22 protein-coding genes are annotated in these 23208 nt (G+C 68.3%); 2 read left to right on the top strand and 20 right to left on the bottom strand.

Features of this window, described 5'->3' with window-relative positions:
* Positions 1 to 1177 precede the first annotated feature (1177 nt).
* The 7 genes from Q5923_RS07345 to Q5923_RS07315 form a co-directional block, all read right to left on the bottom strand.
* Entirely contained in the window at positions 1178 to 2836 is a 1659-nt protein-coding gene (locus Q5923_RS07345; RefSeq protein WP_303133174.1) for a serine hydrolase, read from the bottom strand.
* A gap of 79 nt (positions 2837 to 2915) precedes the next feature.
* Complete coding sequence (locus tag Q5923_RS07340; protein ID WP_009277950.1) at positions 2916 to 3107, bottom strand: hypothetical protein; 192 nt, start codon at positions 3105 to 3107, stop codon at positions 2916 to 2918.
* Positions 3107 to 4411 carry a D-alanyl-lipoteichoic acid biosynthesis protein DltD gene (dltD, locus tag Q5923_RS07335; RefSeq protein WP_303133171.1) on the bottom strand — a complete coding sequence of 435 codons (1305 nt, stop codon included), beginning with the start codon at positions 4409 to 4411 and terminating at the stop codon, positions 3107 to 3109. The genes Q5923_RS07340 and dltD overlap by 1 nt, the downstream gene beginning before the upstream one ends.
* Before the next feature lies 1 nt (position 4412).
* Positions 4413 to 4670: a D-alanine--poly(phosphoribitol) ligase subunit DltC gene (gene dltC / locus Q5923_RS07330; RefSeq protein WP_009277952.1), complete on the bottom strand. Its 258-nt coding sequence runs from the start codon at positions 4668 to 4670 to the stop codon at positions 4413 to 4415.
* Entirely contained in the window at positions 4663 to 5841 is a 1179-nt protein-coding gene (gene dltB, locus Q5923_RS07325) for a D-alanyl-lipoteichoic acid biosynthesis protein DltB (RefSeq protein ID WP_009277953.1), read from the bottom strand. Before dltB ends, dltC begins: the two co-directional genes overlap by 8 nt.
* A gap of 10 nt (positions 5842 to 5851) precedes the next feature.
* Positions 5852 to 7510: an amino acid adenylation domain-containing protein gene (locus Q5923_RS07320; RefSeq protein WP_009277954.1), complete on the bottom strand. Its 1659-nt coding sequence runs from the start codon at positions 7508 to 7510 to the stop codon at positions 5852 to 5854.
* A gap of 191 nt (positions 7511 to 7701) precedes the next feature.
* Positions 7702 to 8634: a LysR family transcriptional regulator gene (locus Q5923_RS07315; RefSeq protein WP_303133167.1), complete on the bottom strand. Its 933-nt coding sequence runs from the start codon at positions 8632 to 8634 to the stop codon at positions 7702 to 7704.
* Between the two features lie 156 nt (positions 8635 to 8790).
* Between Q5923_RS07315 and Q5923_RS07310 the strand changes: the two genes are divergently transcribed.
* The gene (locus tag Q5923_RS07310; protein ID WP_303133165.1) at positions 8791 to 10194 is read left to right on the top strand and encodes a Na+/H+ antiporter NhaC family protein; all 1404 of its coding nucleotides are present in this window, start codon (positions 8791 to 8793) and stop codon (positions 10192 to 10194) included.
* Between the two features lie 51 nt (positions 10195 to 10245).
* Here Q5923_RS07310 and hisS read toward each other — a convergent pair whose 3' ends face one another.
* The 12 genes from hisS to yqeB form a co-directional block, all read right to left on the bottom strand.
* Entirely contained in the window at positions 10246 to 11559 is a 1314-nt protein-coding gene (gene hisS, locus Q5923_RS07305; protein WP_303133163.1) for a histidine--tRNA ligase, read from the bottom strand.
* Positions 11560 to 11870: 311 nt separating this feature from the next.
* Entirely contained in the window at positions 11871 to 12434 is a 564-nt protein-coding gene (gene ahpC / locus Q5923_RS07300) for an alkyl hydroperoxide reductase subunit C (RefSeq protein WP_009277958.1), read from the bottom strand.
* A 305-nt stretch (positions 12435 to 12739) separates the two neighbouring features.
* Positions 12740 to 13252 carry a molybdenum cofactor biosynthesis protein B gene (locus tag Q5923_RS07295; RefSeq protein ID WP_303133161.1) on the bottom strand — a complete coding sequence of 171 codons (513 nt, stop codon included), beginning with the start codon at positions 13250 to 13252 and terminating at the stop codon, positions 12740 to 12742.
* Entirely contained in the window at positions 13252 to 14280 is a 1029-nt protein-coding gene (locus tag Q5923_RS07290) for a molybdopterin-binding protein (RefSeq protein WP_303133159.1), read from the bottom strand. Before Q5923_RS07290 ends, Q5923_RS07295 begins: the two co-directional genes overlap by 1 nt.
* A 32-nt stretch (positions 14281 to 14312) precedes the next feature.
* On the bottom strand, positions 14313 to 14792 hold the full coding sequence (locus Q5923_RS07285) for an MOSC domain-containing protein (protein ID WP_009277961.1): 480 nt from the start codon (positions 14790 to 14792) through the stop codon (positions 14313 to 14315).
* Positions 14773 to 15276: a cyclic pyranopterin monophosphate synthase MoaC gene (gene moaC, locus Q5923_RS07280; protein WP_009277962.1), complete on the bottom strand. Its 504-nt coding sequence runs from the start codon at positions 15274 to 15276 to the stop codon at positions 14773 to 14775. The genes Q5923_RS07285 and moaC overlap by 20 nt, the downstream gene beginning before the upstream one ends.
* Before the next feature lie 2 nt (positions 15277 to 15278).
* The gene (gene moaA, locus Q5923_RS07275) at positions 15279 to 16241 is read right to left on the bottom strand and encodes a GTP 3',8-cyclase MoaA (protein ID WP_303133156.1); all 963 of its coding nucleotides are present in this window, start codon (positions 16239 to 16241) and stop codon (positions 15279 to 15281) included.
* Positions 16238 to 17293 (bottom strand): sulfate/molybdate ABC transporter ATP-binding protein, encoded by a 1056-nt coding sequence (locus Q5923_RS07270; RefSeq protein ID WP_303133155.1) that lies wholly within the window; start codon positions 17291 to 17293, stop codon positions 16238 to 16240. Before Q5923_RS07270 ends, moaA begins: the two co-directional genes overlap by 4 nt.
* Entirely contained in the window at positions 17293 to 17976 is a 684-nt protein-coding gene (gene modB, locus Q5923_RS07265) for a molybdate ABC transporter permease subunit (protein ID WP_303133153.1), read from the bottom strand. Before modB ends, Q5923_RS07270 begins: the two co-directional genes overlap by 1 nt.
* A 6-nt stretch (positions 17977 to 17982) precedes the next feature.
* Positions 17983 to 18855 carry a molybdate ABC transporter substrate-binding protein gene (gene modA, locus Q5923_RS07260; protein ID WP_303133151.1) on the bottom strand — a complete coding sequence of 291 codons (873 nt, stop codon included), beginning with the start codon at positions 18853 to 18855 and terminating at the stop codon, positions 17983 to 17985.
* Between the two features lie 78 nt (positions 18856 to 18933).
* A complete protein-coding gene (locus tag Q5923_RS07255; RefSeq protein ID WP_303133149.1) occupies positions 18934 to 19947 on the bottom strand; it encodes an XdhC family protein in 1014 nt (337 codons plus the stop codon).
* A 95-nt stretch (positions 19948 to 20042) separates the two neighbouring features.
* Positions 20043 to 20837, bottom strand: a complete 795-nt coding sequence (yqeB, locus tag Q5923_RS07250; protein WP_303133147.1) for a selenium-dependent molybdenum cofactor biosynthesis protein YqeB — start codon at positions 20835 to 20837, stop codon at positions 20043 to 20045.
* Positions 20838 to 21102: 265 nt separating this feature from the next.
* On the opposite strand from yqeB, the gene yqeC reads away from it, so the two are divergent.
* A complete protein-coding gene (yqeC, locus tag Q5923_RS07245; RefSeq protein ID WP_303133145.1) occupies positions 21103 to 21843 on the top strand; it encodes a selenium cofactor biosynthesis protein YqeC in 741 nt (246 codons plus the stop codon).
* Positions 21844 to 21883: 40 nt separating this feature from the next.
* Here the strand turns inward: yqeC and Q5923_RS07240 are convergent, their stop codons facing one another.
* On the bottom strand, positions 21884 to 23200 hold the full coding sequence (locus Q5923_RS07240) for a uracil-xanthine permease family protein (protein WP_062529531.1): 1317 nt from the start codon (positions 23198 to 23200) through the stop codon (positions 21884 to 21886).
* Between the last annotated feature and the right edge of the window lie 8 nt (positions 23201 to 23208).

Raw genomic sequence — 23208 nt, 5'->3', positions numbered from 1 at the left:
CTCTTCTCCTTGCAGGAGCCATCCCCGACGAGGGTGGATGCCACCGAGACCTGGAACCAAGGACGCAGCTCCCTGGCGTTGTCCAAAGATGCGCGCGCCCATTCGAACTCCTGGTAGACCACAAGAACAAGTCACATCGAATGAGGGGCGCAAAGGTACGGGTATGTCGCTCCACTCTCCCGTCGGGATCCTTGTTCCGGATTCCGAACACGGACGTCCGCCTCGCATCACCCGAGCTCATCTTCCTGCAGCTTGGCAACGGGAGGGCGCTTCTGCCAAAAATCGAGCTTGGAATGGAGCTCTGCGGAAGCTACGTGAGGGGTGACCTCGCCCCGCAAGGCCAGACGGAGCTCGAACATGGGGAGAGGGGACGAGTCCCTCGGCTAGATGCTGGATGCGAGGGGAGGCCATCCTTGACAAATGTCGCCCGATTGCATGAGTTTTTAAATGAGTCGAAAGGCATGCACGGTATCGTGGCATCCAGGCGCGCCTTGCGTTGGGTGCTCGACGGTGCCAGATCGCCACGTGAGAGCGCCCTCCACCTTGCCCTCGACCTGCCATCCAAGCTGGGTGGATATGGCATGGGCACCCCCTTGCTCAATCACCCTTTGGATCTGGGGGCAGGCATGCGAGCTGGCTCCTGCATTGCCGACCTTGCATACCCGAAGGAACGCGTCGTGGTTGAATATGACGGGTTCGCGCCACATGGTGGAAGGCGCCTCGAATCGGGCGAAGTCGTCTTTGACGCAGACAAGGTGCTTGACGACAAGGACCGCTGGAGCCGCATACAAGCGGCGGGATGGAAGCTGGTAGTGTTCTGTGGCAGGGACACGACGTCCTTCCCTCGCTTTGACACGAAGGCGAGGCAGCTCGCCAGCTGCCTTGGAAAAGCCGTCTTGGACGGTGGAGCCGAAACCACGCAAGCGAGAGACAGGCTGAGGCGCTGGTTGTTCAATCCACATAGGCATCAGCTGTGAGCCAGGAGGGCACTACCGCCAAGCCGACTTCGATAAGACGTCGGCTCCCGACCTGAGCTGAATTGTCGGTACTTTCCGAGCAATGAGGTGCCGACAAACGAACGCATATGCCCTCAAAGTGCCGAATTGGGTTAGATCGTCGGTATTTCTCGCCTGCAATAGTACCGACAAACGGACTCGTACCGACAAACTGAGCCGTATCAAGTTCGGCTGCGCAGGGCCAGAGAGAGCCTCGTGGCACCCGATGCCAGCAGCAGCGCGACCGTGGCCAGGATGACCGCGCTGGCATCCGGGACGAAGGTCGCGAAGTCCCCCCATGGGGCGCCATAGAGCCTCGGCACCCACAACAGGCTCAGGGGGAGAAGGCCGTACGCCACGAGGTCCCAGGCCAGGAAGTCGCGCGCCCTCCCCTCGGACCAAGCCGCCCCGAGCCTGCGCGCCCAACCCCTCAGCCCGAGGAGGCTCGCCAGGGAGAGACCAACCATCACAAGGTAGAGGGCATCGTATTGGGCATGGAGCCACAGCCTCTCGCCACCGTCCACCTCCACGCCGCCGCCACCCACGGCGATGAAGGTGACGCCGTCGGCCATCTGCCAGAACGCCTCGTTGCCTCCGAAGTAGTCGCTCGCGTCGCCCAGCACGACGAGGGCGATTCCGCGAGAGGGCAGCACCATCATGCGAGCGACGTAGTTCTCGACCTGGCCGTCGTGGCTCATCACGAGCTCTCCGCCGTCCCAGCCGAAGGTGGTCCAGCCCATGCCGTAGTAGGTGTCGCCGTAGGGGTCAGGCACGCGACTCAGGGCGAGTGCCCGCACGGAGGAGGGATTCAGGACGCCGGAGCCGCCCCGCAGGTACATGCGCAGGTAGCTCTCCATGTCGCTCAGGCTGGCGCGCACGTAGCCGGACGAGGGCCCGCCCCAGGCGTGGTCGCCGTCCTGATGCAGGTATCCGTCTGCCAGATTGAGCCCGAACCAGTTGCGGTGCCCCGGCACGGAGCCCTGTGCGGCCTCGCCGGCACGGGCGTCGTCCGAGCCATAGGCGGACGCGTCGTACATTCCCAGGGGGGCGAAGACCCTCTCCCCTAGGTAGTCACCATAGCTCATGCCGCTGACGGCCTCGACGAGCCGGCCCAGGAGGTCGTAGTTCGCGTTGGAGTACGAGAAGCTTCCCGCCGAGGCTCCCGGCCAGGCGTCCGCGGGGGAGTCGTAGTAGCCGAATCCGCTCGTCTGGTTGAGGAGTGACCGGACGGTGACGGAGTCGGGCAGACCAGCGTCCGCCACATAGCAGCCAATGGGATCGTCCAGGTCGACTCGGCCCGTCTCCACGAGCTGCATCACCGCGACGGCCGTGAACGACTTCGAAAGCGAACCGATCACGAAGGTCGATCCTGCGTCCTGGCAGTCTCCCAACGTCCGCTCGTACAACGTTCCCCGGGCGCTCACCACCGCGACGGCGACGCCGGGCACGCCGGTCCGGGGGAAGTTCTGGTCGAGGTAGGCGTCCATGAGCTCGGCGAGTTCGGCCTGCGTTGGGGTGCTGCCGGGGTCGGCGGGGTCAACCTGGGCATCGCCGCCGCCCCCCGAGGGAAGGCCGAGGCCCTCGTCGTCGCCTCGGGCGAAGGGGAAGGTCTCCTGCGGGTCGACGTCGAGGCCGACGTCGGAACCAGGGTCGGCGTCGGGGCTCGCGTCCGACCCTCCGTCAGAGACGCCCGAACCCCCGTCGGTCGACGCATCGGTCTGAACCTCGATCTGGCTGCTGCCGCTGGCAACGCGGTACGAGCCGGGTACCACCCCCACGGTGCGCAGGAGCCCGGCGAGCTCCCCCTCGCCAAGCACGACGGCAATCGCCAAGGCAAGCACCAGAACCCTGCGAATCCATCGCCGGGGATCCCTGCACGCCGCAGGAGCCGCCTTCCCATCTCCAAGGACGCCCATGAAGCTAGAAGCCCGCATAGACGAACTGCACCGGCCCGTTGAGGCCCGAGAAGACGAGGAACCACAGCAGGACCGCCAGAAGTGCGAAGGCAAGGCAGCCTGCCGCCACGGCGACGAGCGTGCCATGCCCGGCGGCATGGTCGATCAGCCAGGCCTTGGAGCGGGCGAGAGGGCCCTTCCCTCCCTTGCCGGACATCAGGCGCCCTCCCCTGCCTGCGTCGCCCGCTCGGACGTGAGTCCCTCGGCGCTGCCGTAGCCCGCTCCGCCCAGGAAGGCGTCCTTGGTTCCGTTGACGAAGTGGTAGAAGGACTCCTCGACCCGCACCCAGCCACGCCAGCCGGGATGCACCGTGTCGCAGAGGAAGTACCTCTCGTACTCGCAGCTCGAGAAGTCCGCGTATGCGGAGCCGGCCTCGTCGCAGATGCCACGGATGCGCTGGTAGTAGTACTGGCGCTCGTCCTGGCTCACGTTGGAGCGGTCGTACCACGACCCGTGCACGGGAAGGATGCACACCAGGGGCTCCAGGCCCGCCTCCTTGCACACCCTGAGCATGCAGGCGAGGTCGGCGTACTCGTCGTCAGCCTCGTGGAAGTTCTGGTACCACTCGGGGTCGTACTGGGAGTTCTTCTCCCAGTACGCATCATAGATGCCATAGTCGTTGTTGGTGCAGCGCTGGGCGCCCTCCGCGTCGGCCTGGGCGAGCAGGGCGGCCCAGTCGGGCTCGCCCGTCGACTCGCCCGACGCGCGCAGCACGCTCTTCTTCGGGGCGAGCGAGATCACGTTGGAGAGCTTGGAGCGCAGGCGCAGCTGGTCGGACTGGTAGTAGGCGACCGCGTTGAGGCGGTCCAGGGGGGTGTCGCCGTTGGCCGCACGCAGCTCCGTCGTGCCCACGCCCAGGGCCTGGGCACGCTGGCGCACGTAGGCCTTGGTCTGGTCCGAGATGTCGGGGTTGTCGCAGAACTCCTGGTAAAGCGAGTAGCTGAACTTGGACGAGAACTTGGACTGCTCCCCGTTGCCCTTGAAGAACCACTGGGGAGAGACCACGAGCATGACCTTCTTGTTCGTCGTCTTGCGCGCGTACGCCCCGGCGGCGATCGCCTGCCAGAGGCTCTGGTCGTAGCCCTCCCCCACGTAGGTCATGTCCACGCCGGAGCCCGACTCGCCGAAGACGGCCTGGGGGCACATGGACACCAGGTCCTTCGAGATGTAGAACTCGGAGGAGCCGAAGCAGAGCCGCGAGCCCGCGGACATGTTCGCGGTCACGAAGGAGCTGTTCTCCGACTTCCCGCTGGCATACACGTAGTCGTAGATGCGCGACTCGCCCGCCCGCCCGCTCTTCGGCAGGGCGAGCTCCACGTAGGCGAGGCCCGCGAGGGCGAAGGCGAGAAGGCCGCCCGCGACGCCCAGCAGCAGGCGCAGGCCGGGGCCTGGCCAGCGTCCTGCGCGCGAAGACTGGGAGGCTTCCTCGACCGTGGCGTCGTCCCTGTTGGCGTCCGTCACCCTAGAGCCTCTTCCTGACCTGCTCGAGGATCAGGTCGACGGTGTTCATCTCCTCGCGAGGGAGCTCGGTGGGTGCGATGGAGACGCCGAACTCCTCCTCGATGCCGACGAGCAGCTCCACAGCCGCCATCGAGTCGAGCAAGCCGAGGTCGAAGAGATCCTCGTCGCGATGCTCCCGCACCGCCGGGTCCTCGCAGACCTCCTCCATGAGGTCGAGGAGGCGCTCCTCCACGTCGTCGTTGCGCATGCTGTCAGACATTCAGTACTCCTTTCAGGACGAGGGAGACCTGGCCCGAGAAGAGGGCGAAGCCAAAGAACACGAGCTGCATGGTGATCGCCCACGACACCAGTCTGAACCAGACCTGGCCCTTGTGGGCGCGGAAGAAGGCGGTCTTGTGGAAGCCCTCGGTGGCCGCCATGAGGACTCCGTGGTAGAGGCCGTACGCCACGTAGTCGGGGGTGACTCCGTGCCAGAGCCCCATGAGCAACATGTCTGCCACGAGGGCCACCTGGGCGGTGCGCAGGCGTCCCTTCACGAGGTGACGGCGCATGAGCCAGCGCGAGAGGCGCATGAACACGAAGTCGCGCAGCCAGGCCGAGAGCGTGATGTGCCAGCGGTTCCAGAAGTCCTGGAGGTCCTCGGCCAGGAAGGGCGCGCGGAAGTTGCGGGGCACGCGCACGCCCAGGCAGTAGCCCACACCCATGGCCATCATCGAGTAGCCCGCGAAGTCGAAGAAGAGGTAGAGGCCATACGCGTAGCAGGTCACGACCTGCTTCCACAGCTCCTCGAGGAAGGGGCCGCTCCCCCAGGCTGCGGGGGCGTAGAGGCGGTGCACCAGGGTGGCGAGCACCATCTTGTAGGCCATGCCGCCCAGGACGAGGAGGATGCCGCGGGCCAGCATACCCGCGTACTCGTCGCGGGGCGAGACGTGGCGTGCGTCCTCGAGGAAGCGCCGGCTGCGGTCGATGGGGCCCGAGTCGAAGGTCGGGAAGAAGAGCAGGAAGCGGAGCTGGTCGACCAGGCCCATGTCCTCGCGCGCGATGAGCCCGTCGTGCACCTCCATGAGGATCTGCACCGACTTGAAGGTGGCATACGAGATGCCCGCGAAGCCCAGGAGCGCCGTGGACGCGAACGAGACCGTGAGCTTGTAGGTCACGAGGGGCAGGATGCCGAGGGCGACGGCCGCCACGAAGCGCCTCTCGCTCTTGGGGTCCGCCATGAGCCAGCGGGTCGTGCCCAGCGAGACGACGAGGAAGAGGGCGAGGGAGGCAAGCTGCGCGGGCTGGCCCGCCACGAGGCAGCCGACGAGCAGCAGCGAGGCGACGAAGCCCAGGCGGTCAAGCCGTCGGCCGTTGAGTCCCAGCACGGCGGCGACGGCAACGACCGCCGCCGTGAGCGCAAAGAAGCTGGGGTCTGCGAAGAAGCCCATCTCTCACCCGCTAGGGGGCCTGGAGGGAGCGGCGGTCGACCTTGCCGTTGGGGGTGAGGGGCATGCGATCGAGGATCCTCACCGAGCGAGGGACCATGTAGGAGGGCAGGCGCACGGCGAGGTCCGCCTTCAGGCCGCGGGCGAGGTCGAAGTCCGCCTCGTCGGCGTCCCGGCGCGAGAGGACCACGAAGGCCCGCAGGCTCCGCACCCTCCCGTCGCGTACGACGGGGAGAACCGCCGCCTGGCTCACACCCGGCATCTCCAGGAGCGCACCCTCGACCTCCTGGAGCTCGATCCTGAAGCCGTTGAGCTTGACCAGCGAGTCGAAGCGCCCCTCGCAGTGCAGCACCCCGCCCTCGTCCAGGTGGCCCTGGTCGCCCGTGCGATAGCCGCGGGTGGGGCTGCCGTCCGACATCGTGGTCTGGAAGAAGGCCTCGGCGGTCTTCTGGGGGTTGCGGTAGTAGCCCTTGGCCACCGTGTCGCCCACGATCACGATCTCTCCGGAGACGCCCGCGGGGCAGGGCTCGCCCGTCTGGTGGTCCACGATCCTGAGCTCGGTGCCAGGGCGGGGCACGCCGACGGGGAGCGGCGCGCTCCCGGCGAGCTCCTCATCGCCGATCGGGGCGAAGGTGACCGCCACGGTGGACTCGGTGGGCCCGTAGGTGTTCACCACGAGGGCGTCGGGGAAGCGCTCGCGCAGCTCCTGCGCCGTCTGGCGCCTGAGCTCCTCTCCGCAGAAGAGGAACATCCTGAGCTCTGGCAGGAGGCTGGCGTCGAAGCGCCCATCCACGAGGCAGAGGTCCGCGAACGAGGGGGTCGAGACCCACACCTCCACGCCGGAGCCCGCCAGGTCCTCGAAGAGGTCCTTGTAGCTCGCGGCGACCTCGCCTGGCACGGCATGCAGGCAGCCGCCCGTCGAGAGCGCCCCCACGAGCTCGTACTCCGAGAGGTCGAAGGAGTAGTGCGCCTGGTCGAGGAAGACGCGGCCACCCTCGGACACGACGGGGAAGTCCCTCATCCAGCCCATGAAGTTGGCGACGTTGGCGGCCGAGACCTCGATGCCCTTGGGGCGGCCCGTCGAGCCCGAGGTGAAGATGACGTAGTTGGTCTGCTCGCCCTGGACCCAGCCCTCGCGAGGGGGCACGGGGAGCTCGCCCTCCCTGCCCGACACGGCCTCGTCGGCGGCAAGCTCGCGCACGTCGACGATGCGGTCGGAGGGCAGCACGCCCGCGAGGGACGACGGCACGTTCTGGCAGCACGCGAGGGCGGCATCCTCTATCTGGCTCACGATGTCACGCACGCGCGATGACGGCAGCTCGCTGTCCACGGGGACGAAGGCATGTCCGCTCAGGAGGCATCCCAGGAAGGAGGCGACGGCGAGGTAGGACTTGGAAGCATAGACGACCACGGGGGCACGTCCGGGGGCGACTTCCAGAAGGCGCCACGCGACCCTGCACGAGAGCCTCCAGAGCTCCGCGTAGCTGACGTCCTCGTGACCCGACTCCTGGTAGGCGGGGGACCCCGGCGCGGTGCGCACCGTCGCCATGACGGCGTCCAGGAGCGCGTTTCCCTGGGCGGACACGGGCTGGACGGTGTCCCGAGGCGGCTTGGACGCGGATGCCGCCGACGCGACGGGCGACATGCCCGGCAGGTCCTTTGTAACGTTCATGGCCACTCCCTCGTCGCTACTTGCACGGAGTCGGTCCTTGATCCACGCTCGCAGTATTTCCGCTGCATGTGAAGGCGGCGTGTTCGAGGGAAGTCTGACACAAAAGCACGTTCAAGATAAATTTTTCCTTGAAATGAGCAGGCGGGGACCTTGTCCCAGGACGGGAGACCGGGCGAGAGGGTCCAGGCTCCCTATACAGCCGCCAGCACCTGCTCCTCAAGCAGGTCTGCGAAGGACTCGATGACGCTCCAGACGTGGCTCGACGCCCTCCAGGCAAGGCTGATGGAGATGCCCACGTCCGGGCCCAGCCCGATGGCCCTGAGGTCGGAGTCAGGGTGCGCCGCGAGTGCCGCCCGCGCCAGGTCGTCCGGAACGAAGCAGGCGCCGACCCCCCGCGCCGCAAGCTCGACGAGGGTCTCGGAGTTCTTGGACTCCACCCGCGGCCTGAGCGGCACGCCCGAGCGCCCCAGGATCCTGCGGGAGAGGTCGCCCGGCTCGTCTCCCCTGCCCAGGAGCATGAAGGGACAGTCCACGAGCGCCGCCACGCTCCCCGTGCGCTCCGCCTCCCGGACGACGGCCTCCCAGCCCCCGCCCAACAGCTGCCGGAGCAGCCCCTCCGACACCAGCAGGACCACGCGCTCTCGCTTGAGCTCGCGCACCACGAGGCCCGGCTCGTCCGCGTCCACCGTGGCCACGACCAGGTCCACGGTCCCCTGCCGGAGCAGCTCGACGAGCTCCTGGTTCTCGGCCTCGACGAGCCTCACGTCGATGCCGGGCCTGAGCTCCTGGAAGCGCGCGACCGCCTCGGGCATGAGCATGTGGCCGCGGGTGCTCGCGATGCCCACGCCCAGAAGGCCGCGCTGGTCTCCCGCGATGTCCATGAACTCGCGCCCCATGGTGCGCCGCTCGCCCTGGAAGCGGCGGGCATACCCCAGGAACACCTCCCCGGCATGGGTGAGCGAGAGGGGCACCCTGCGTTCCAGCAGCCTCACGCCGAGCTCGCGCTCGACGCCCGCGATGTGGGCCGAGAGCGTCTGTTGCGTGACCGAGAGGCGCGCGGCGGCGCGGGTGAAGCTCCTCTCCTCCGCCACCGCGACGAAGTAGTCCATGGTCTGGAAGTTCATGGCTCGCTCCGTTCTGCGACCGTGCGCACGAGGCCTGTGAACCGGTCGCAACTCACAAGAATATTTTGTTACAAGTATCAAATATAACAGTTTGAAATACAGCCGAGAGACCCATAGGATGCGAGGGGCAGGCGATGCTGGAAGGGGCGGTAAAAGATGGCAGAGGCGTTGGTCCTGGCTGCGTTCGCGCTGTCGCTTGCCGTGGGAATAGCCTTCGGCCTCTCCCTCCTCGTGCCCCTGGCCTGCGGCCTCGCGCTCTTCGTGGGCTACGGCCTCCACAGGGGGCATCGCCTGGGAGAACTCCTGCGCGTCGCCGCGCGCGGGCCCCTCTCCATAGGAAGGGTGCTCGTGCTCTTCGTGGTCATAGGCATGCTCACCGCCTCCTGGCGCGCGGCCGGGACCATCCCCGCCGTCACCTGCCTCTCGATCCGCCTCGTAAGTCCCTCCACCCTTCCGCTGGCATCCTTCGTGCTCTGCGGTCTCATGTCCACGATGACCGGCAGCTCCTTCGCCGCCTCGGCCACCGTGGGCGTGGTGTGCATGACCATCGCGACGGCCATGCGGGCGGACGTCCTGATCGTGGGCGGGGCCATCATCAGCGGGTCCTTCCTGGGGGACCGCTGCTCGCCCATGTCGAGCACGGCCATGCTCGTCTCCACCATCACCCACAGCAGCCTGCGCGAGAACCTCGGGCGCATGCTACGAATCTCCGTCGTGCCCGTCGTGGCCTGCGCCCTGATCTACGCCGCGCTGGGTCCCGCCGCCGGAGGCGCGGGCATGGCACCCTCGTTCAGGGGCTCCTTCGCGACGTCCTTCGACCTCTCGTGGTACGTCCTCGCGCCCATCGCGCTCGTGCTGGTCCTCTCGCTGGCAAAGCTCAGCGTCCTGCGCACCATGCTCGCGAGCCTCGCGAGCGCGCTTCTGCTCTGCGTCTTCGCCCAGCACGTCCCCCTGGGGGAGCTCCCGGGCATCCTCCTCTTCGGCTTCAGGACCTCCAACCTGGCCATCGGGCGCATGGTGAACGGAGGTGGGGTCCTCTCCATGACCGAGATCGCGTTAATCGTCGCGGTGGCCTCCAGCTACTCCGGCCTCTTCGAGGAGACGGGCCTCCTCCGGGGCATCCGCGCCTTCGTGCGCCGACTCGCGGCGCGCACCACGCCCTTCGCGGGAGTCCTCGTGACCAGCGTGGTCACCGCCTGCATCGCCTGCGACCAGGTGGTCTCGCTCATGCTCACCGCCCAGCTCTGCGACGAGATAGAGGGCGACGGCAGCGCGCTGGCGCTCGACCTCTCGAGCAGCGCGGCGATCATCCCCGCGGTCATTCCCTGGACGACCTCCTGCGTGGGACTTTGCGCCTTCGTCGGCATGCCCACCGGCAGCGCGGCGTACGCCTTCCTCTGCATGCTCATCCCGCTCTGGACCCTCGTCGTGTCGCTCTGGCAGAGGCGGCACCCGGGCTTCGCGCTCCAGCGCGGGGGCAGGGTCCTGGGCCTTGACGCGCGCGACGACGCGAGGCTGATTGGGCACGAGGTCCCCGCCAAGCTGGCAGAGGCCTCGTAGAAAGCGGGCGATGCGAGGGCTTCGCCCGCGTCTGGTGCCGGGAGCTTGGACCTAGGCGATCCTGCCGGCCACCTGGCCAGCGAGCTCGGACAGGGGCACCTGGACCTGCTCGTGGGACTCCATGTCGCGCAGCGTGGCGACGCCACGCGCGAGCTCCTCCTCGCCCAGCACCACGCAGAGGCGGGCGTGGCACTTGTCCGCCTGCTTGAACTGCGACTTGAGGGAGCGGCCCTGGTAGTCCGCCTCACTGCGGATGCCCGCCTGGCGCAGGGCCAGCGTCGCCTCGAACACCGCCTCGCGCTGCTCTGGAGAGGCGCAGGCCACGTAGACGCAGCTCTCCTCCGGGGTCTCGAGGCTGCCGCCCTGGGCGGCGAGGGCCAGGGCGAAGCGCTCGAAGCCCACGGCGAAGCCTATGCCGGGCGTGGGCTTGCCGCCCTCGAGCTCGACGAGGCCGTCGTAGCGACCGCCGCCGCCGATGGCGCCGACGCCCGCGTCGAGCGCCTCCACCTCGAAGACCGTGCGGGTGTAGTAGTCGAGGCCGCGGACCAGCGTGGGGTCCTCGACGTACGCGACGCCCGCGGCGTCGAGGTAGCGCTTGACCTGCTCGTAGTGGGTGCTGCAGTCGTCGCAGAGGTTGTCTTTTGCAAGCGGCGCCGAGGCCATGACCTCGCGGCAGTGGTCGTTCTTGCAGTCGAAGCTGCGCAGGGGGTTGATCTCGGCGCGCTCCAGGCAGTCCTCGCACATCTCGTCGGCGTGGGCAAGGATGAAGTCGCGAACCATCTGGCGGTAGGCGGGACGACAGGCGGCGTCGCCCATCGAGTTGATCGAGAGACGCAGGCGTGCGGGGTCGAAGCCCAGGCGCTTGCAGAACTCCATGAGCATGATGATGCACTCCGCGTCTGCCGCCGGGTCGGGCGCACCCAACCACTCCACGCCCACCTGGTGGAACTGGCGCAGGCGACCCTTCTGCGGACGCTCGCCGCGAAACATCGCCTCGGCATACCAGAGCTTGGCGGGAGCCGCCCCCTGCGGGACGAGGTTGTTCTCGACCACCGAGCGCACGACGCCGGCGGTTCCCTCGGGACGCATGGCCATGCGCTGCTTGGCCTTGAGGCCCCTCTCGCTTCCGGCGGCGAGCAGGTTCTCCATGAGCGCGCCGGAGACCACGCGGAACATCTCCTTGCGCACGACGTCGGTCGACTCGCCGATGCCGTGGACGAAGGTGTCCACCTGCTCGATGGCCGGGGTCTCGATCATGTCGAAGCCATAGGCGCCAAAGAGCTCGCGCGCGACGTCCTGCATGCGCTGCCAGGCGCGCATGTAGCCGCCAAACAGGTCCTCGGTCCCCTGGATCTTCTGTGCCATGGGTCTTCCCTTCCGCTCGTGTGCAACGGCCAGTATATCCCCAAGACGACGGCCTCCCCATGCGGTCATGCGAGAAGGATGCGCGCAATGCGGCGCCAGCGTGCGCCGAATCCGACGAAGGCGCAGGTCAGACGAGAATGCCGCGCACTCCAGAGATGGAATGCGCGGCAACGTATGGGACTGGGCTGCAGGCGAGCCTGGGCCGTGGGCGCGCCTGGGCTGCGGGCGGACCTGAGCTGCGGGCGGACCTGAGCTGCGGGCGCACCTGGGCTGCGGGCGGACCTGAGCTGCGGGCAACGCCGCCGGCCCGCCTACAGCCTGCCCACCAGGTCGAGGCCCGGGGTGAGGGTGGCGCTGCCGGGATGCCACTTGGCGGGGCAGACCTGGTCGCCGTGGGCGGCGACGAACTTCGCTGCCTGCAGCAGGCGCAGGAGCTCCACGGCGTTGCGGCCGATGCCGCCCGCCGTCACCTCGTACACCTGGATGCGACCCTCGGGGTCGACGATGAAGGCACCGCGCTCCGCCTGCCCGGCGTCCTCGATGAGCACGTCGAAGCTGCGCGCGAGCACGTGCGCGGGATCGGCGAGCATGGGGTAGTCCACCTTCCCGATGCGCTCGGACTCCTCGTGCCAGGCCTTGTGCACGTACTCGCTGTCGCAGGAGACGGAGTAGACCTCGCAGCCCTCCTGCTGGAAGGCGGCGTAGTTCTCCGCCAGCTCCTCGAGTTCGGTGGGGCAGACGAAGGTGAAGTCCGCGGGATAGAAGAAGAACAGCGACCACTTGCCCAGGACGTCCGCCTTGGTGATGGTCTTGACCTGGTCCTCGTGAAACGCCTTGACGCTGAAGTCGTCGATTTCCTTGCCGATGAGAGACATGGTTTCCTCCTTGTTCGCTTGCGGGACGAGGCCCTGCCTGCGCCCCTCTCTGCAGTCCCCTCGAAAGGGGTTAGCCTAGTCTAACAAAATATATGTTGTTAGGTATATAGCAATTTTGCGGACGTCATGCGCGCATGGGGCACGCATGAGGAGAGGGGCTTCCCGTGACGCGCAGGCCATGCGTGGCTTGCGCGGCGATGGCACGAAGCCCCAGCTAGACGAAAAATGCCGCACAGGGAATTATTGACCTGTGCGGCATTCCCCTTTTCCTCCCGCGAGCCCCGCCCGAAGCCGGGCGGGCGTTCCTAATGTCCCGCCGCGCAGTCGGCCTGCCCGCCACGCAGCATGCGCAGGCCGTGCGCGATCGGCCCGATCACCGCCGAGAGATTCTCGCATGCGGCCTTGGGGCTCCCCGGCAGGTTGACCACCAGGCTGCCACCGCAGATCCCGCAGGCCTCGCGCGAGAGGCAGCCGTGCGGCGTGATCGCCATCGATGCGGCGCGCATCGCCTCCGGGATGCCGGGGACCATGCGCTCGCAGACCGCGGCGGTCGCCTCGGGCGTGACGTCACGTGGCGAGAAGCCCGTGCCTCCCGTGGTCACGACCAGGGCGACGTCCCGGGCGACCAGGGCGCGCAGGACGCGCTCGATCTGCGCCTGCTCGTCGGGCACGACCTCGCTCGCCACGACGTCGTAGCCCACCCCCTCGAGGAAGTCCCTCAGCGCCGGGCCGCTCGCGTCCTCGCGCTCCCCGCGCGAGCAGCGGTCGCTCACGGTGACGACCGCCGCCTGGTAGCCCTTCCCAGGTCCCTCCGCCATCAGAGCATGCCCCCCTCGCCCAGGACCACGAAGTCGCGCTTGCCCAGCTCGACGCCGGCGGCGATGCGCGGGAGCACCAAATCGAAGATGGTGGTCTTGCTGTACATGACGCAACCGGGGAGCCCCATGACGGGACGCCCCGAGGCACCCGTCGCACCCGCGCCGCCAAACTCCCCGTCGTAGTAGCCCAGGAGCATCATGGCCCCGGGAAGCACGGGCGCGCCGTAGGTCACGATGCGCGCTCCCGAGCCCTTGATGGCACCGGGCGTGTTGTCGTCCGGGTCGACGCTCATGCCGCCGGTGCAGATGATGAGGTCCACGTCCGTCTCGCGCATGCGGGCGAGGGCTGCCAGGAGGTTGTCCATGCCGTCGTCCACGACCTCGCGCTGCGTGGTGACGACGCCGACGCCCCTGAGCTTCTCCTCGACCACGGGGGTGAAGCGGTCCTTGATGATGCCGGCTGCCACCTCGGAGCCCGTGGTCAGGACGCCCGCCGTCTTCAGGCGGTACGGCGCGACGCGCATGAGGGGCCTGCCGCCGGCCGCGGCCTCGGCCGCCTCGAGCCGCGCCTTGTCCACCACGAGGGGGATGGCGCGCGTGCCCGCGAGCACCTGGCCCGCCCGGACGGCGATGTTGCCCGGCTTGGTGGCGACCATAACCTCCTCCACCGAGTTCACGGCGACGAGCCGCCCGGAGTCCACGACGAAGGCGCCATCGCAGGTCGCACGCAGGTTGATCTTGCCCTCGCGAGGCTCGCCGGCGGGCTCCAGGCCCTCGCCGAGGCAGAGCGCCGCCAGGCGCTGGGCCGCCTCGTCCTCGTGCACCTTCGTCTCGTCCATCTCCCAGACGTAGATGTTGCGCTTGCCCATGGAGAGGAGCACGGGGATGTCCTCCGCCTCGACCACATGCCCCTTGCGGAAGCGCGCGCCCTTGTAGCGCTTGCGGTCCCCGTCGTCCTCCGGGATGATCTGCGTCATGTCGTGGCACAGCACGTGCCCGACGGCGTCCTCTGTCCTGATCTGCCTCATGCCAACCTCCTTGAGCCTCGCGCGCGCCGCGCTCACAGCTGCTTGACCGCTTCCTCATCGAGCACGCGGATCGCGTCGCCCGGACGTACCGTGCCGCCACGCACCACCACGCAGAAGATGCCGTCGGTGGGCATGACGCAGATGCCCACCAGGCGACGGATCTCGCAGTCGTTGTGGCAGGTCTTGCCGATCTGGGTCACCACGAGGAGGCAGGGTCCCACCTCGAGCGCCGTCCCCACGGGAAGCTCCCTCAGGGCGAGGCCGCGCGTCAGGATGTTCTCGGCGAAGTCCCCCGCCTTGAGCTCCACCCCCCTGTCCCGCATGGTGTCAACCGACTCGTCACCGAGCAGGCTCACCTGGCGGTGCCAGTTGCCGGCGTGGGCGTCGCCCTCGATGCCCACGCCCACCCTGAGCTCGATGGCGTCGACCGCATGCTTGCGGATGCCCTTGCGCTCGCTGACGCAGCAGGAGACGACCTCGCCCTCCCGTGCGTCACTCAGCGTGCTTCCCATGCTCCCCCTCCCCCTCGGGCCGTACGAAGTGCCCGCTCTTTCCGCCGTCCTTCTCGAGGAGGCGGACGTCTGTCACCACCATGTCGCGCTGGACCGCCTTGCACATGTCATAGATCGTCAGGGCTGCCACAGAGGCTGCGGTCATCGCCTCCATCTCGACGCCCGTCTCGCCGCAGCAGCGGCAGCTCGCCTCGAGCGCGATGCCGTCCTCCTCGAGGGAGAAGGACACGTCCACCCCCGTGAGCTGGATGGGGTGGCACATGGGAATCAGCTCCCAGCAGCGCTTGGCTGCCATGATGCCCGCGACCTGGGCCACGGCCAGGACGTCCCCCTTCTTGATCCCGCCCGTGCGCACGAGCTCGAGCGTCGCCGGGCTCATGAGCACCCTGCCGCCCGCCCGGGCGACGCGCTGGGTCCTCTCCTTTGCCGAGACGTCCACCATCCGCGCCCGGCCCTGCTCGTTGAAGTGGGTGAGCTCTTCCATCCTCATCCTCCAATCTCGTTCATCGCGCGCAGGCTCTCGCTCACCTGGCCCAGCGCCGCGCTCAGGTGATGCTCCGCGGGCTTGGCGGCGATGGCCCCGCGTAGTGCATGCGCGAGCTCCTCCCCATGCAGCCCTCGCACGGGAATCTCCTGCCCTGAGTGCAGGCAGGGCTTGACCATGCCATCCGCCGTGAGCCTGAGGCGCGTGCAGCCGCTGCAGAACTTGTGGCTCAGCGGCCGGATGAGGCCGACCGTCCCCTTCCAGTCCGGTGCCGAGAATACCTGCGAGACGCCGTCCTGTCCCACGAACTCGAGCTCCCCCACACGGTCGAGCACCACGTCCGCGGGCACGAAGCGGCCAGACGGCCACGAGGCGCACTCCCCCATGGGCATGAGCTCGATGAAGCGCACGCTCGAGATGCCGTACGCACCGTCGCGCGCGAGCTCCGCGAGGGGACGCACGTCCACGTCGTTGACGCCACCCATGAGGACCGCGTTGAGCTTGGTGCGCGAGAAGCCCGCGTCGTGCGCTGCCTCGAGGCCCGCGAGCACGTCGCGCAGCCTGCCTCCGCGCGTGATGAGCTCGTAGCGCACGGAGTCGAGGGTGTCGAGGCTCACGTTGAGGCGGCCGAGCCCCGCCTCGCGCAGGGGTGCCGCCAGGGGCGCCAGGAGCGTGGCGTTGGTGGTCAGCGCCAGCTCGTCGATGCCCGGCACATCTGCGAGCATGCGCACGAGGTCGACGATGCCACGACGCACGAGCGGCTCACCGCCCGTGAGCCGGACCTTGTGCACGCCGAGCTCGGCGCAGGCTGCGACGATCTCGACGATCTCCTCGAACGAGAGGATCTGGTCGTGCGCGAGCATGGGCACGCCGCCTGCGGGCATGCAGTACTGGCAGCGGCAGTTGCAGAGGTCGGTTACCGAGACGCGCAGGTACTCGATGCTGCGTCCCTGACCGTCCCTCACCTCGCCCCACCTTCCCCGAGCGGAAGCACGTCCCTCCTGGCGACGTGGACCACGCAGCTCTCCCCCGCCTCGAGGCCCTCCCATGCGTCCTTCTCGCACTCGTAGCGCAGGAGGCCGCCGGCCGGCGTCCGCAGCATCACGATGGTAGAGAAGCTGCTGTCTATGATGCGGTCCACGACGCAGGGAATGCGGTTCTCTCCCTCGCCCATGTGCAGGTAGTGGGCGCGGATCCCCACGTGCGTGACGTCGAGCCCGAAGGGGACCTCGCAAAAGAGCGTCACGCCCCAGGTCTCGCAGCGCAGGCTCCCGTCCGGCAGAGCGCTGACGGGCGAGACGTTCTTGCATCCCGAGATGAGGGCCGCGGCGAGGCTGCGCGGCGCCTCGAAGAGCTCGCGCATGCCCATCTTGGGGCCCGAGCGGCCGTCGCTCACCACGCAGACGCTGTCGCACATGCGATACACCTCGTCGCGGTTGTGCGAGACGTAGACCACCCCGCCCGGGAAGCGCCTCAGCGTGTCCGCGAGCTCGAGCTCGAGCTGCCAGCGCAGGTATCCGTCGAGGGCGGAGAAGGGCTCGTCCAGGAGCAGGAGCTCAGGGTCGCTCGCGAAGATGCGGGCCATCGCGCAGCGCTGCTGCTGCCCGCCCGAGAGCTCCCGGGGACGTCGCGCAGCCAGCTCGCCCACGTGCAGGGCCTCGAGCTCGCGGCGCGCCCGCTCGCGGCGCTCCTGCCTGCTGCCCTCGCGGATCGACGCCATGACGTTCTGCTCCACGGTCATGTTGGGGAAGAGGGCGTAGCTCTGGAAGAGGTAGCCCACGCGGCGCTGCTGGGCGGGGAGGTCGATGCCCGCCTCGGAGTCGAAGAGCACGCGGTCGTCGAGCACGATGCGTCCCTCGTCGGGCCGCATTATTCCCGCGATGCACTTGAGGGTGAGGGACTTGCCGCAGCCCGAGGCGCCCAGGAGGGCGACGACCTCGTGGGGGCGCTCGAGCTCGAAGGCCACGTCCAGCGAGAAGCCCCCCAGGCGCTTCCTGACGTCCACGAGGAGGGACACTACGACCACCTCCCCACGACCGCGGACTCACGCTCGCGACGCTCCATGAGGTTGACCGCCAGGAGCACCACGGCGGAGATGGCGAGGTTCACGAGCACCCAGGCGAGCGCCCCCGCGTCGTCGCCCGTGCGCCAGAGCTGGTACACGGTGGTCGAGACCGTCGCCGTGGAGCCGGGCGTGTAGCCGCAGACCATCGAGGTGGCACCGTACTCCCCCAGCGCACGCGCGAAGGCGAGGACCACGCCGGCCATGATGCCCTGGCGGCAGCAGGGCAGCTTGACGCGCCAGAACACCCAGGCGTCGGAGCGACCCAGGGTGTGGGCGGCATCGGCGAGGGTCTGGTCGAAGGACTCGAAGGCGCCGCGTGCCGTGCGGTACATGAGGGGGAAGCTCACGACGACCGAGGCGAAGATCGCCGCATACCAGACCATGGTGAGCCTGAGCGAGAGGTGGTCCAGGAGCCAGGCGCCTATGGGCCGGCGCGGACCGAGCAGGATGAGCAGCAGGTAGCCCACGACCGTCGGCGGCAGGACCAGCGGAAGGGTCAGGACGACGTCCAGCACGCCCTTGACGACCCTCGGCAGGCGGGCGACAACGTCGGCGAGCCAGATTCCCAGGAAGAACACGAGGGTGGCCGAGACGGCGGCCACCCTCAGCGAGTTTATGAGCGGGTACCAGTCCATGGACCGTTACTTCTTGAGCGGCGTGAATCCCACGGCCTCGAAGGCGGCGGAGGCGTCGGGACCCTGGAGGAACTCGAGGTAGGACTTGGCGGCATCGGCGTTCTTGGAGGCCTTGAGCACGGCCGCGGGATAGATCACCCTGCCGCACATCTCCTCGGTGGCCTCGTCCACCACGGTGAGCTTCGCGGAGGTGGCGTCGGTCTTGTAGATGATACCGCAGTCGGCGGACGCCTCCTTGACCTGGGCCGTGACCTCCTTCACGTTGCTGCCGTACGAGAGGACGCCGGCGGAGGAGAGGCTCGCCTCGTCCAGGCCGAAGTAGGTGAAGATCTTCTGGGTGTACTGGCCCACGGGCACGTCGGAGTTGCCCATGGCGAGAAGCACCCCACCGGACGTGAGCAGGGACTTGAGGTCCTCGAAGCTCTTGATGTTCTTGGGGTTGCCCTCGGGGACGACGAGCGTGACCTTGTTCTCGAGAAGGTCGATGCGGGTCGAGTGGTCGACGAAGTCTAGCTTGTCGTCGTTGCCCTTCTCGGCATCGATGTCCAGTGCGTTCATCTGCTTGGGCGCGGCGGAGATGAACACGTCGCAGTCCGCGCCCTCCTGGATCTGGGTCTTGAGGGTGCCCGAGGAGTCGAAGTTGTAGGTGGGCTCGGCATTGCCCCCCTTGGCGAAGGCCTTGCCGGCCTCGGTGAGGGACTCGGTGAGGGAAGCCGCCGCGAAGACGGTCAGCGCCTTGGCGGTATCGGTCGTAGCCTGGCCAGACGTCGTGGACGTGGAGTCCGTGCTTTCCGCCGGCTTGGAGCAGGCAGTGACGCCGAGGGTTCCTGCGGCTGCCGCGGCCGCGACGAAGCCGCGCCTGGTGACGTTTGCGTTCATGTGTGCTCCCTCTCTTCCGTGAATCTCCCCTTGCGGGGCCAACAGACCCGGGCGGTCGGCAGTGCCGAGCCCGAGGCCTCAGTGTTCGTGCGGGCGGTGCGGCCGCAGCTCGGCGCGGCGGCGGATCATCTCTCCCGCGATAGATATGGCGATCTCCCCCGGCGTCACTGCCAGGATGTCGTCGCCGATGGGCATGCAGATCGAGTCGATCCAGGACTGCGCGATGCCATGCTTTGCCAGGACCCCCTTGGCGAAGGCGGACTTGCGCGCGCTGCCCAGGCAACCGGTGTAGGCGGGCTCCGCGGGGGCGACGCGCTCCAGTACGTCGATGTCGGCCGCATGGCCGTGGGTCGCCACCACCACGTAGTCGCGGCGGCTCACCTCGACCTGGTCCCCCAGGGAGCGGAAGTCGCCGCAGAGGACGCGCTCCGCCGTGGGGAAGCGCTCGGCCACAGCGAGTTCGGGACGATCGTCGTACACCACGGCCCTGAACCCCACGCTCGTGAGCACCGGCACCAGGGCATGTGCGACGTGCCCCGCACCAAAGACGTAGACGATGGGATCGGACCCCAGCGGCTCGGCATAGCTCCTGCCCGCCTCGTCCCACGTCGGCGCCTCGAGCGCCGCGCGCGGGTCGTCCGACGCGAGCTCGTCGAGCGTGAGGGTCTCGACGCGATGTCCGCCCCCCTGCCAGCTCTCGCAGTACACGCCGGAACGTCCCTGGCCGTTGAGTTCCAGGGTCCGCCGCAGGGCGTCGAGGTCCCCCTGGTCCAGCAGGTCGCAGGCGATGAGGGCGTCGCCGCCGCAGGCCATGCCCGTGGACTGCATGGTGAACCACTCGAGGAAGGGCTCGCCCCTGCCGGCGGCCAGCGCGAGGGCGCGGTCCAGGGCCATCTGCTCAACCCTGCCTCCGCCCACGGTGCCCATGAAGCCGCCGTCGGCGAAGGCGGCCATGCGGGCCCCCGCGCCACGCGGCATGGATCCGCGCGTGGCGAGCACGGTGCAGAGCGCGACGGGACGCCCCGCCTCGAGCTCTTCGATGAGCCTGAGGACGAAGTCATGGTCGCGCATGGAGTCGCGGGAGTCGTTCATGGGCATTCTCCTTTCTGCGTGATGCCTGGGGTCGCATCTGGCGGCGGCTGTCCCCGGAAGGCCGGCGGGCGGGGTCGCCCCCCGCCTCGCCCTTGCTAGGCGAGGAGCTGGGGACTGAAGTGCAGGATGGCCTCGAGGACGCCCCCTCCGATGGCCCGTGCCTTGTCAGATACGGTCAGGCAGTGCGCGGGGTTGCCGCGCGGGTCTATGTCGCCGGACTTCATGCCGCGCGTGACGGGCACACCCTCCTGCAGGAGGCCGCGCAGGACGCCGTCGATGGTGCAGGGCAGGGGCTCGCCCGCCACGTAGGCGGCGACGTCGCCCGCCTTGACCACGTCGCCGATCTTGAGCACGGGCTCGAAGCTGCCGTCCGCAGGAGCGCGCAGCACGCGGTCGGCCCCATGGCCCGCGATGATGCCGGGGACGCCGGTGTTCGCGATGGGGGTACCCTCGTAGTAGACGCGCCCGAGCTCGTGTCCACGCTTGGTCTCGACTGCGGCATGACAGTCGACGGGAGCCGTGAAACCGGGGCCCACGCCTATGACCACGGGCGCCATGCCCTTGGTCGTGCCCAGGTTGCGCTTGGCCAGGATGGCGTCCACCACCACGTGGGGACGGAGCTCCTCGATGACCCTGCCCTCGGGGTCGACCAGGACCGCCACCTCGCCAGCGCGCGCGATGCGCAGGGCGTCTGCGGCGTTCTTGGTGCGCCGGGCGAGCTGGTCCTCGACCTTGGCCTGTCCCAAACGGATGGCCTCCGAGAAGGCGACTGTGCGCCGCACGGCCGTGGGGACGGCGATGTCGCACATCACGACCTCCATGCCCGCGCGACGCAGGCGCAGGGCGATGCCCGAGGCGAGATCCCCGGCACCCCTCATCACGACCAGCATGCGACCACTCCCCCACTCGACCTACGACAGGCCCCCTGCCCAGCATCGCAGGCGCTATCCCGTTGTACCGCCGCAGCGACCCCCTCTGCCAGGCCTCGCTGTTTCTGTGCACATATAACGACGCGCAGAAAAAAGGCCCCCGGAGGGCGAGAAGACCGGCTGCTACGATGTTGCCAGCGGGCCCTGGAAGGCCCGCTTGTCCATGTTCTCCCAAGTATATTACTAAGGATTGGTTAGTCTAATGCTTATTGGCGATTTTCTGCGAGTGGCACCCGGAATCACCTGCGTGGTGGGCAGCGGCGGCAAGACGACCCTGCTCAGGACCCTCTCGTACGAGCTTTCGGGCAGCATGGATGCCCCCGCGACCGCAGCCTCTGGTGGCGCGTCGGCAGATGACCCTTGGAACAAGTGCTTAGGGCCTGCGGTGATCCTGACGACCACCACGCACTTCCTTCCCTTCGAGGGGATCGAGACCCTCGTGGACCCCAGCCGCGAGGACCTCGCGCGGGCAGGCGCCACGCGGGGAGTGGTGTGCGTGGGCGGCCTGGGCAAGGGCGGCAAGCTCGGCGCATCCGCGACCCTCTCGCCCGCGGAGCTCGCGCTGGCCTCGCCCTACGTGCTGGTCGAGGCGGACGGCTCCCGGCAGCTGCCGCTCAAGGCGCACGAGACCTGGGAGCCCGTGATTCCCGAGGGAAGCGCCAGGACCATATTGGTGATGGGGGCGTCAGGCTTCGGACGTCCCGTCCACGAGGTGGTGCACCGCCCCGAGCTCTACTGCGAGCGCACGGGGGCCCAGCCGGACGACCCCGCACGGCCCGAGGACCTGGCGCGCCTCCTGGACGTGGAGCGCGAGCTGGGGCTGGTCGACTTCGACGTCGTCCTCGTCAACCAGGCGGAGGACGAGGCGACGCTCGAGGACGCGCGCAGGCTCGCCTCCCACCTGAGGCTGGAGGCCCCCGTACTTGCCGGGAGCCTCCAGAAGAAGGAGCTCGTTCAGCTGCGCTAGCGGCGTGCCGGTACCGGAAGCCCTGGTCCGAGCGGGACCCCTACTCCTCCGCCTCGGAGTCGTCCTCGGGAACGATGACGTTCAGCAGGAACGAGACGACGAAGCCGGTGATGATGGGCGAGCCGGTGATGACGCTAGCGACCTCGGCGGGCAGGAAGCCCAGGACGGCGGGCACGTTGGTGAGGCCCACGGCCACTGCCAGCGAGACGCCCACGATCATGCGGTTGCGGTAGTTGAGGGGCTGCTCGGTGATGAGCTGGATGCCCGACATGGTGATCGCCGCGAAGACCGAGAGCGTGGCACCGCCCAGCACGGGGTTGGGGATGGAGGTCATAAGGCCGCCGAACTTCGGGATGAGGCCGGCCACGATGAGCGTGGTGCCCACGATGACGAAGACGCGCTTGGCGACGACCTTCGTGGTGACGATGATGCCCACGTTCTGGCTGAAGGGATCGGAGGGGAAGCCTCCGAGCAGCGCGCCCAGCATGCCACAGACGCCCGTGCCCTTGACGGCACCACCCAGCTCCTTGTCGGTCGCCTGGCGGTTGAAGCCGCCGGCCGTGGTGGACGAGACGTCGCCGATGGTCTGGACGGCCTGTACCATGTACATGAGTATCATGGCGACGATCGCGCTGGGCTCGAAGGTCAGGCCGAAGTGCAGGGGCTGCGGAAGCGCGACCCAGGCGGCGCTGGCGATGCCCGAGGTGTCGACGCCGATGAAGATGGCCCAGACCACGTAGCCCACGAGCAGCCCGAAGAGAATGCCCAGGGTCTTGAGGATGCCCCTGCCGAAGAAGTTGAACGCCAGGGTGACCACCAGGACGAGGGCCGCGACGCCCACGTAGGCCGGTGCCCCGAAGTTGGGGTTGGACGCGCCACCGCCGATGTAGTTCATGGCCGTGCCATAGAGCGAGAGGCCTATGCAGAGCACCACGGTGCCGCTGACGACGGGCGGGAAGAGCGGGCGGATCTTCTCCATGGCCATGCCGATGAAGATGGAGAGGAACGCCGCGACCAGCTGGGCGCCAAGGATGCCCGAGACGCCATAGGCCTTGCCGATGGTGAGCAGGATGGGCAGGTACGCGAAGGCGACGCCCATGGCGTTGGGAAGGCCCATGCCCACGCCGAAGGGAGAGAGCAGCTGCACGAGCGTGGTGATGCCCGCGATGAGCATGCATGCCTGGATCAGGATGACCTTGTCCGAGTCGGGAAGCCCCAGGGTCGAGGCGATGATGATGGGCGGCGTGATGTTGCCCACGATCATGGCCAGCACGTGCTGCAGCGCGTGCGGGACACTGGCCCCCCAGCTGGGCTTTCCGTCGAACTTCCTCAACTCTTTCAGATCGTCTGCTGCCATGAGTACGT

Source organism: uncultured Olsenella sp. (assembly GCF_959602185.1).
Taxonomy (GTDB): Bacteria; Actinomycetota; Coriobacteriia; order Coriobacteriales; family Atopobiaceae; genus Olsenella_I; species Olsenella_I phocaeensis.
Note: the sequence above shows the minus strand (reverse complement) of the source record. Positions and strands in the feature narration are given on the sequence as shown.

Excerpts from the sequence above, each read along its gene's own strand:
- Q5923_RS07340 (WP_009277950.1), bottom strand. The coding sequence starts at position 3,107 with ATGTCCGGCAAGGGAGGGAAGGGCCCTCTCGCCCGCTCCAAGGCCTGG.
- dltC (WP_009277952.1), bottom strand. The coding sequence starts at position 4,670 with ATGTCTGACAGCATGCGCAACGACGACGTGGAGGAGCGCCTCCTCGAC.
- dltB (WP_009277953.1), bottom strand. The coding sequence starts at position 5,841 with ATGGGCTTCTTCGCAGACCCCAGCTTCTTTGCGCTCACGGCGGCGGTC.
- Q5923_RS07320 (WP_009277954.1), bottom strand. The coding sequence starts at position 7,510 with ATGAACGTTACAAAGGACCTGCCGGGCATGTCGCCCGTCGCGTCGGCG.
- Q5923_RS07315 (WP_303133167.1), bottom strand. The coding sequence starts at position 8,634 with ATGAACTTCCAGACCATGGACTACTTCGTCGCGGTGGCGGAGGAGAGG.
- Q5923_RS07310 (WP_303133165.1), top strand. The coding sequence starts at position 8,791 with ATGGCAGAGGCGTTGGTCCTGGCTGCGTTCGCGCTGTCGCTTGCCGTG.
- hisS (WP_303133163.1), bottom strand. The coding sequence starts at position 11,559 with ATGGCACAGAAGATCCAGGGGACCGAGGACCTGTTTGGCGGCTACATG.
- ahpC (WP_009277958.1), bottom strand. The coding sequence starts at position 12,434 with ATGTCTCTCATCGGCAAGGAAATCGACGACTTCAGCGTCAAGGCGTTT.
- Q5923_RS07295 (WP_303133161.1), bottom strand. The coding sequence starts at position 13,252 with ATGGCGGAGGGACCTGGGAAGGGCTACCAGGCGGCGGTCGTCACCGTG.
- Q5923_RS07290 (WP_303133159.1), bottom strand. The coding sequence starts at position 14,280 with ATGAGGCAGATCAGGACAGAGGACGCCGTCGGGCACGTGCTGTGCCAC.
- Q5923_RS07285 (WP_009277961.1), bottom strand. The coding sequence starts at position 14,792 with ATGGGAAGCACGCTGAGTGACGCACGGGAGGGCGAGGTCGTCTCCTGC.
- moaC (WP_009277962.1), bottom strand. The coding sequence starts at position 15,276 with ATGGAAGAGCTCACCCACTTCAACGAGCAGGGCCGGGCGCGGATGGTG.
- modB (WP_303133153.1), bottom strand. The coding sequence starts at position 17,976 with ATGGACTGGTACCCGCTCATAAACTCGCTGAGGGTGGCCGCCGTCTCG.
- modA (WP_303133151.1), bottom strand. The coding sequence starts at position 18,855 with ATGAACGCAAACGTCACCAGGCGCGGCTTCGTCGCGGCCGCGGCAGCC.
- Q5923_RS07255 (WP_303133149.1), bottom strand. The coding sequence starts at position 19,947 with ATGAACGACTCCCGCGACTCCATGCGCGACCATGACTTCGTCCTCAGG.
- yqeB (WP_303133147.1), bottom strand. The coding sequence starts at position 20,837 with ATGCTGGTCGTGATGAGGGGTGCCGGGGATCTCGCCTCGGGCATCGCC.
- Q5923_RS07240 (WP_062529531.1), bottom strand. The coding sequence starts at position 23,200 with ATGGCAGCAGACGATCTGAAAGAGTTGAGGAAGTTCGACGGAAAGCCC.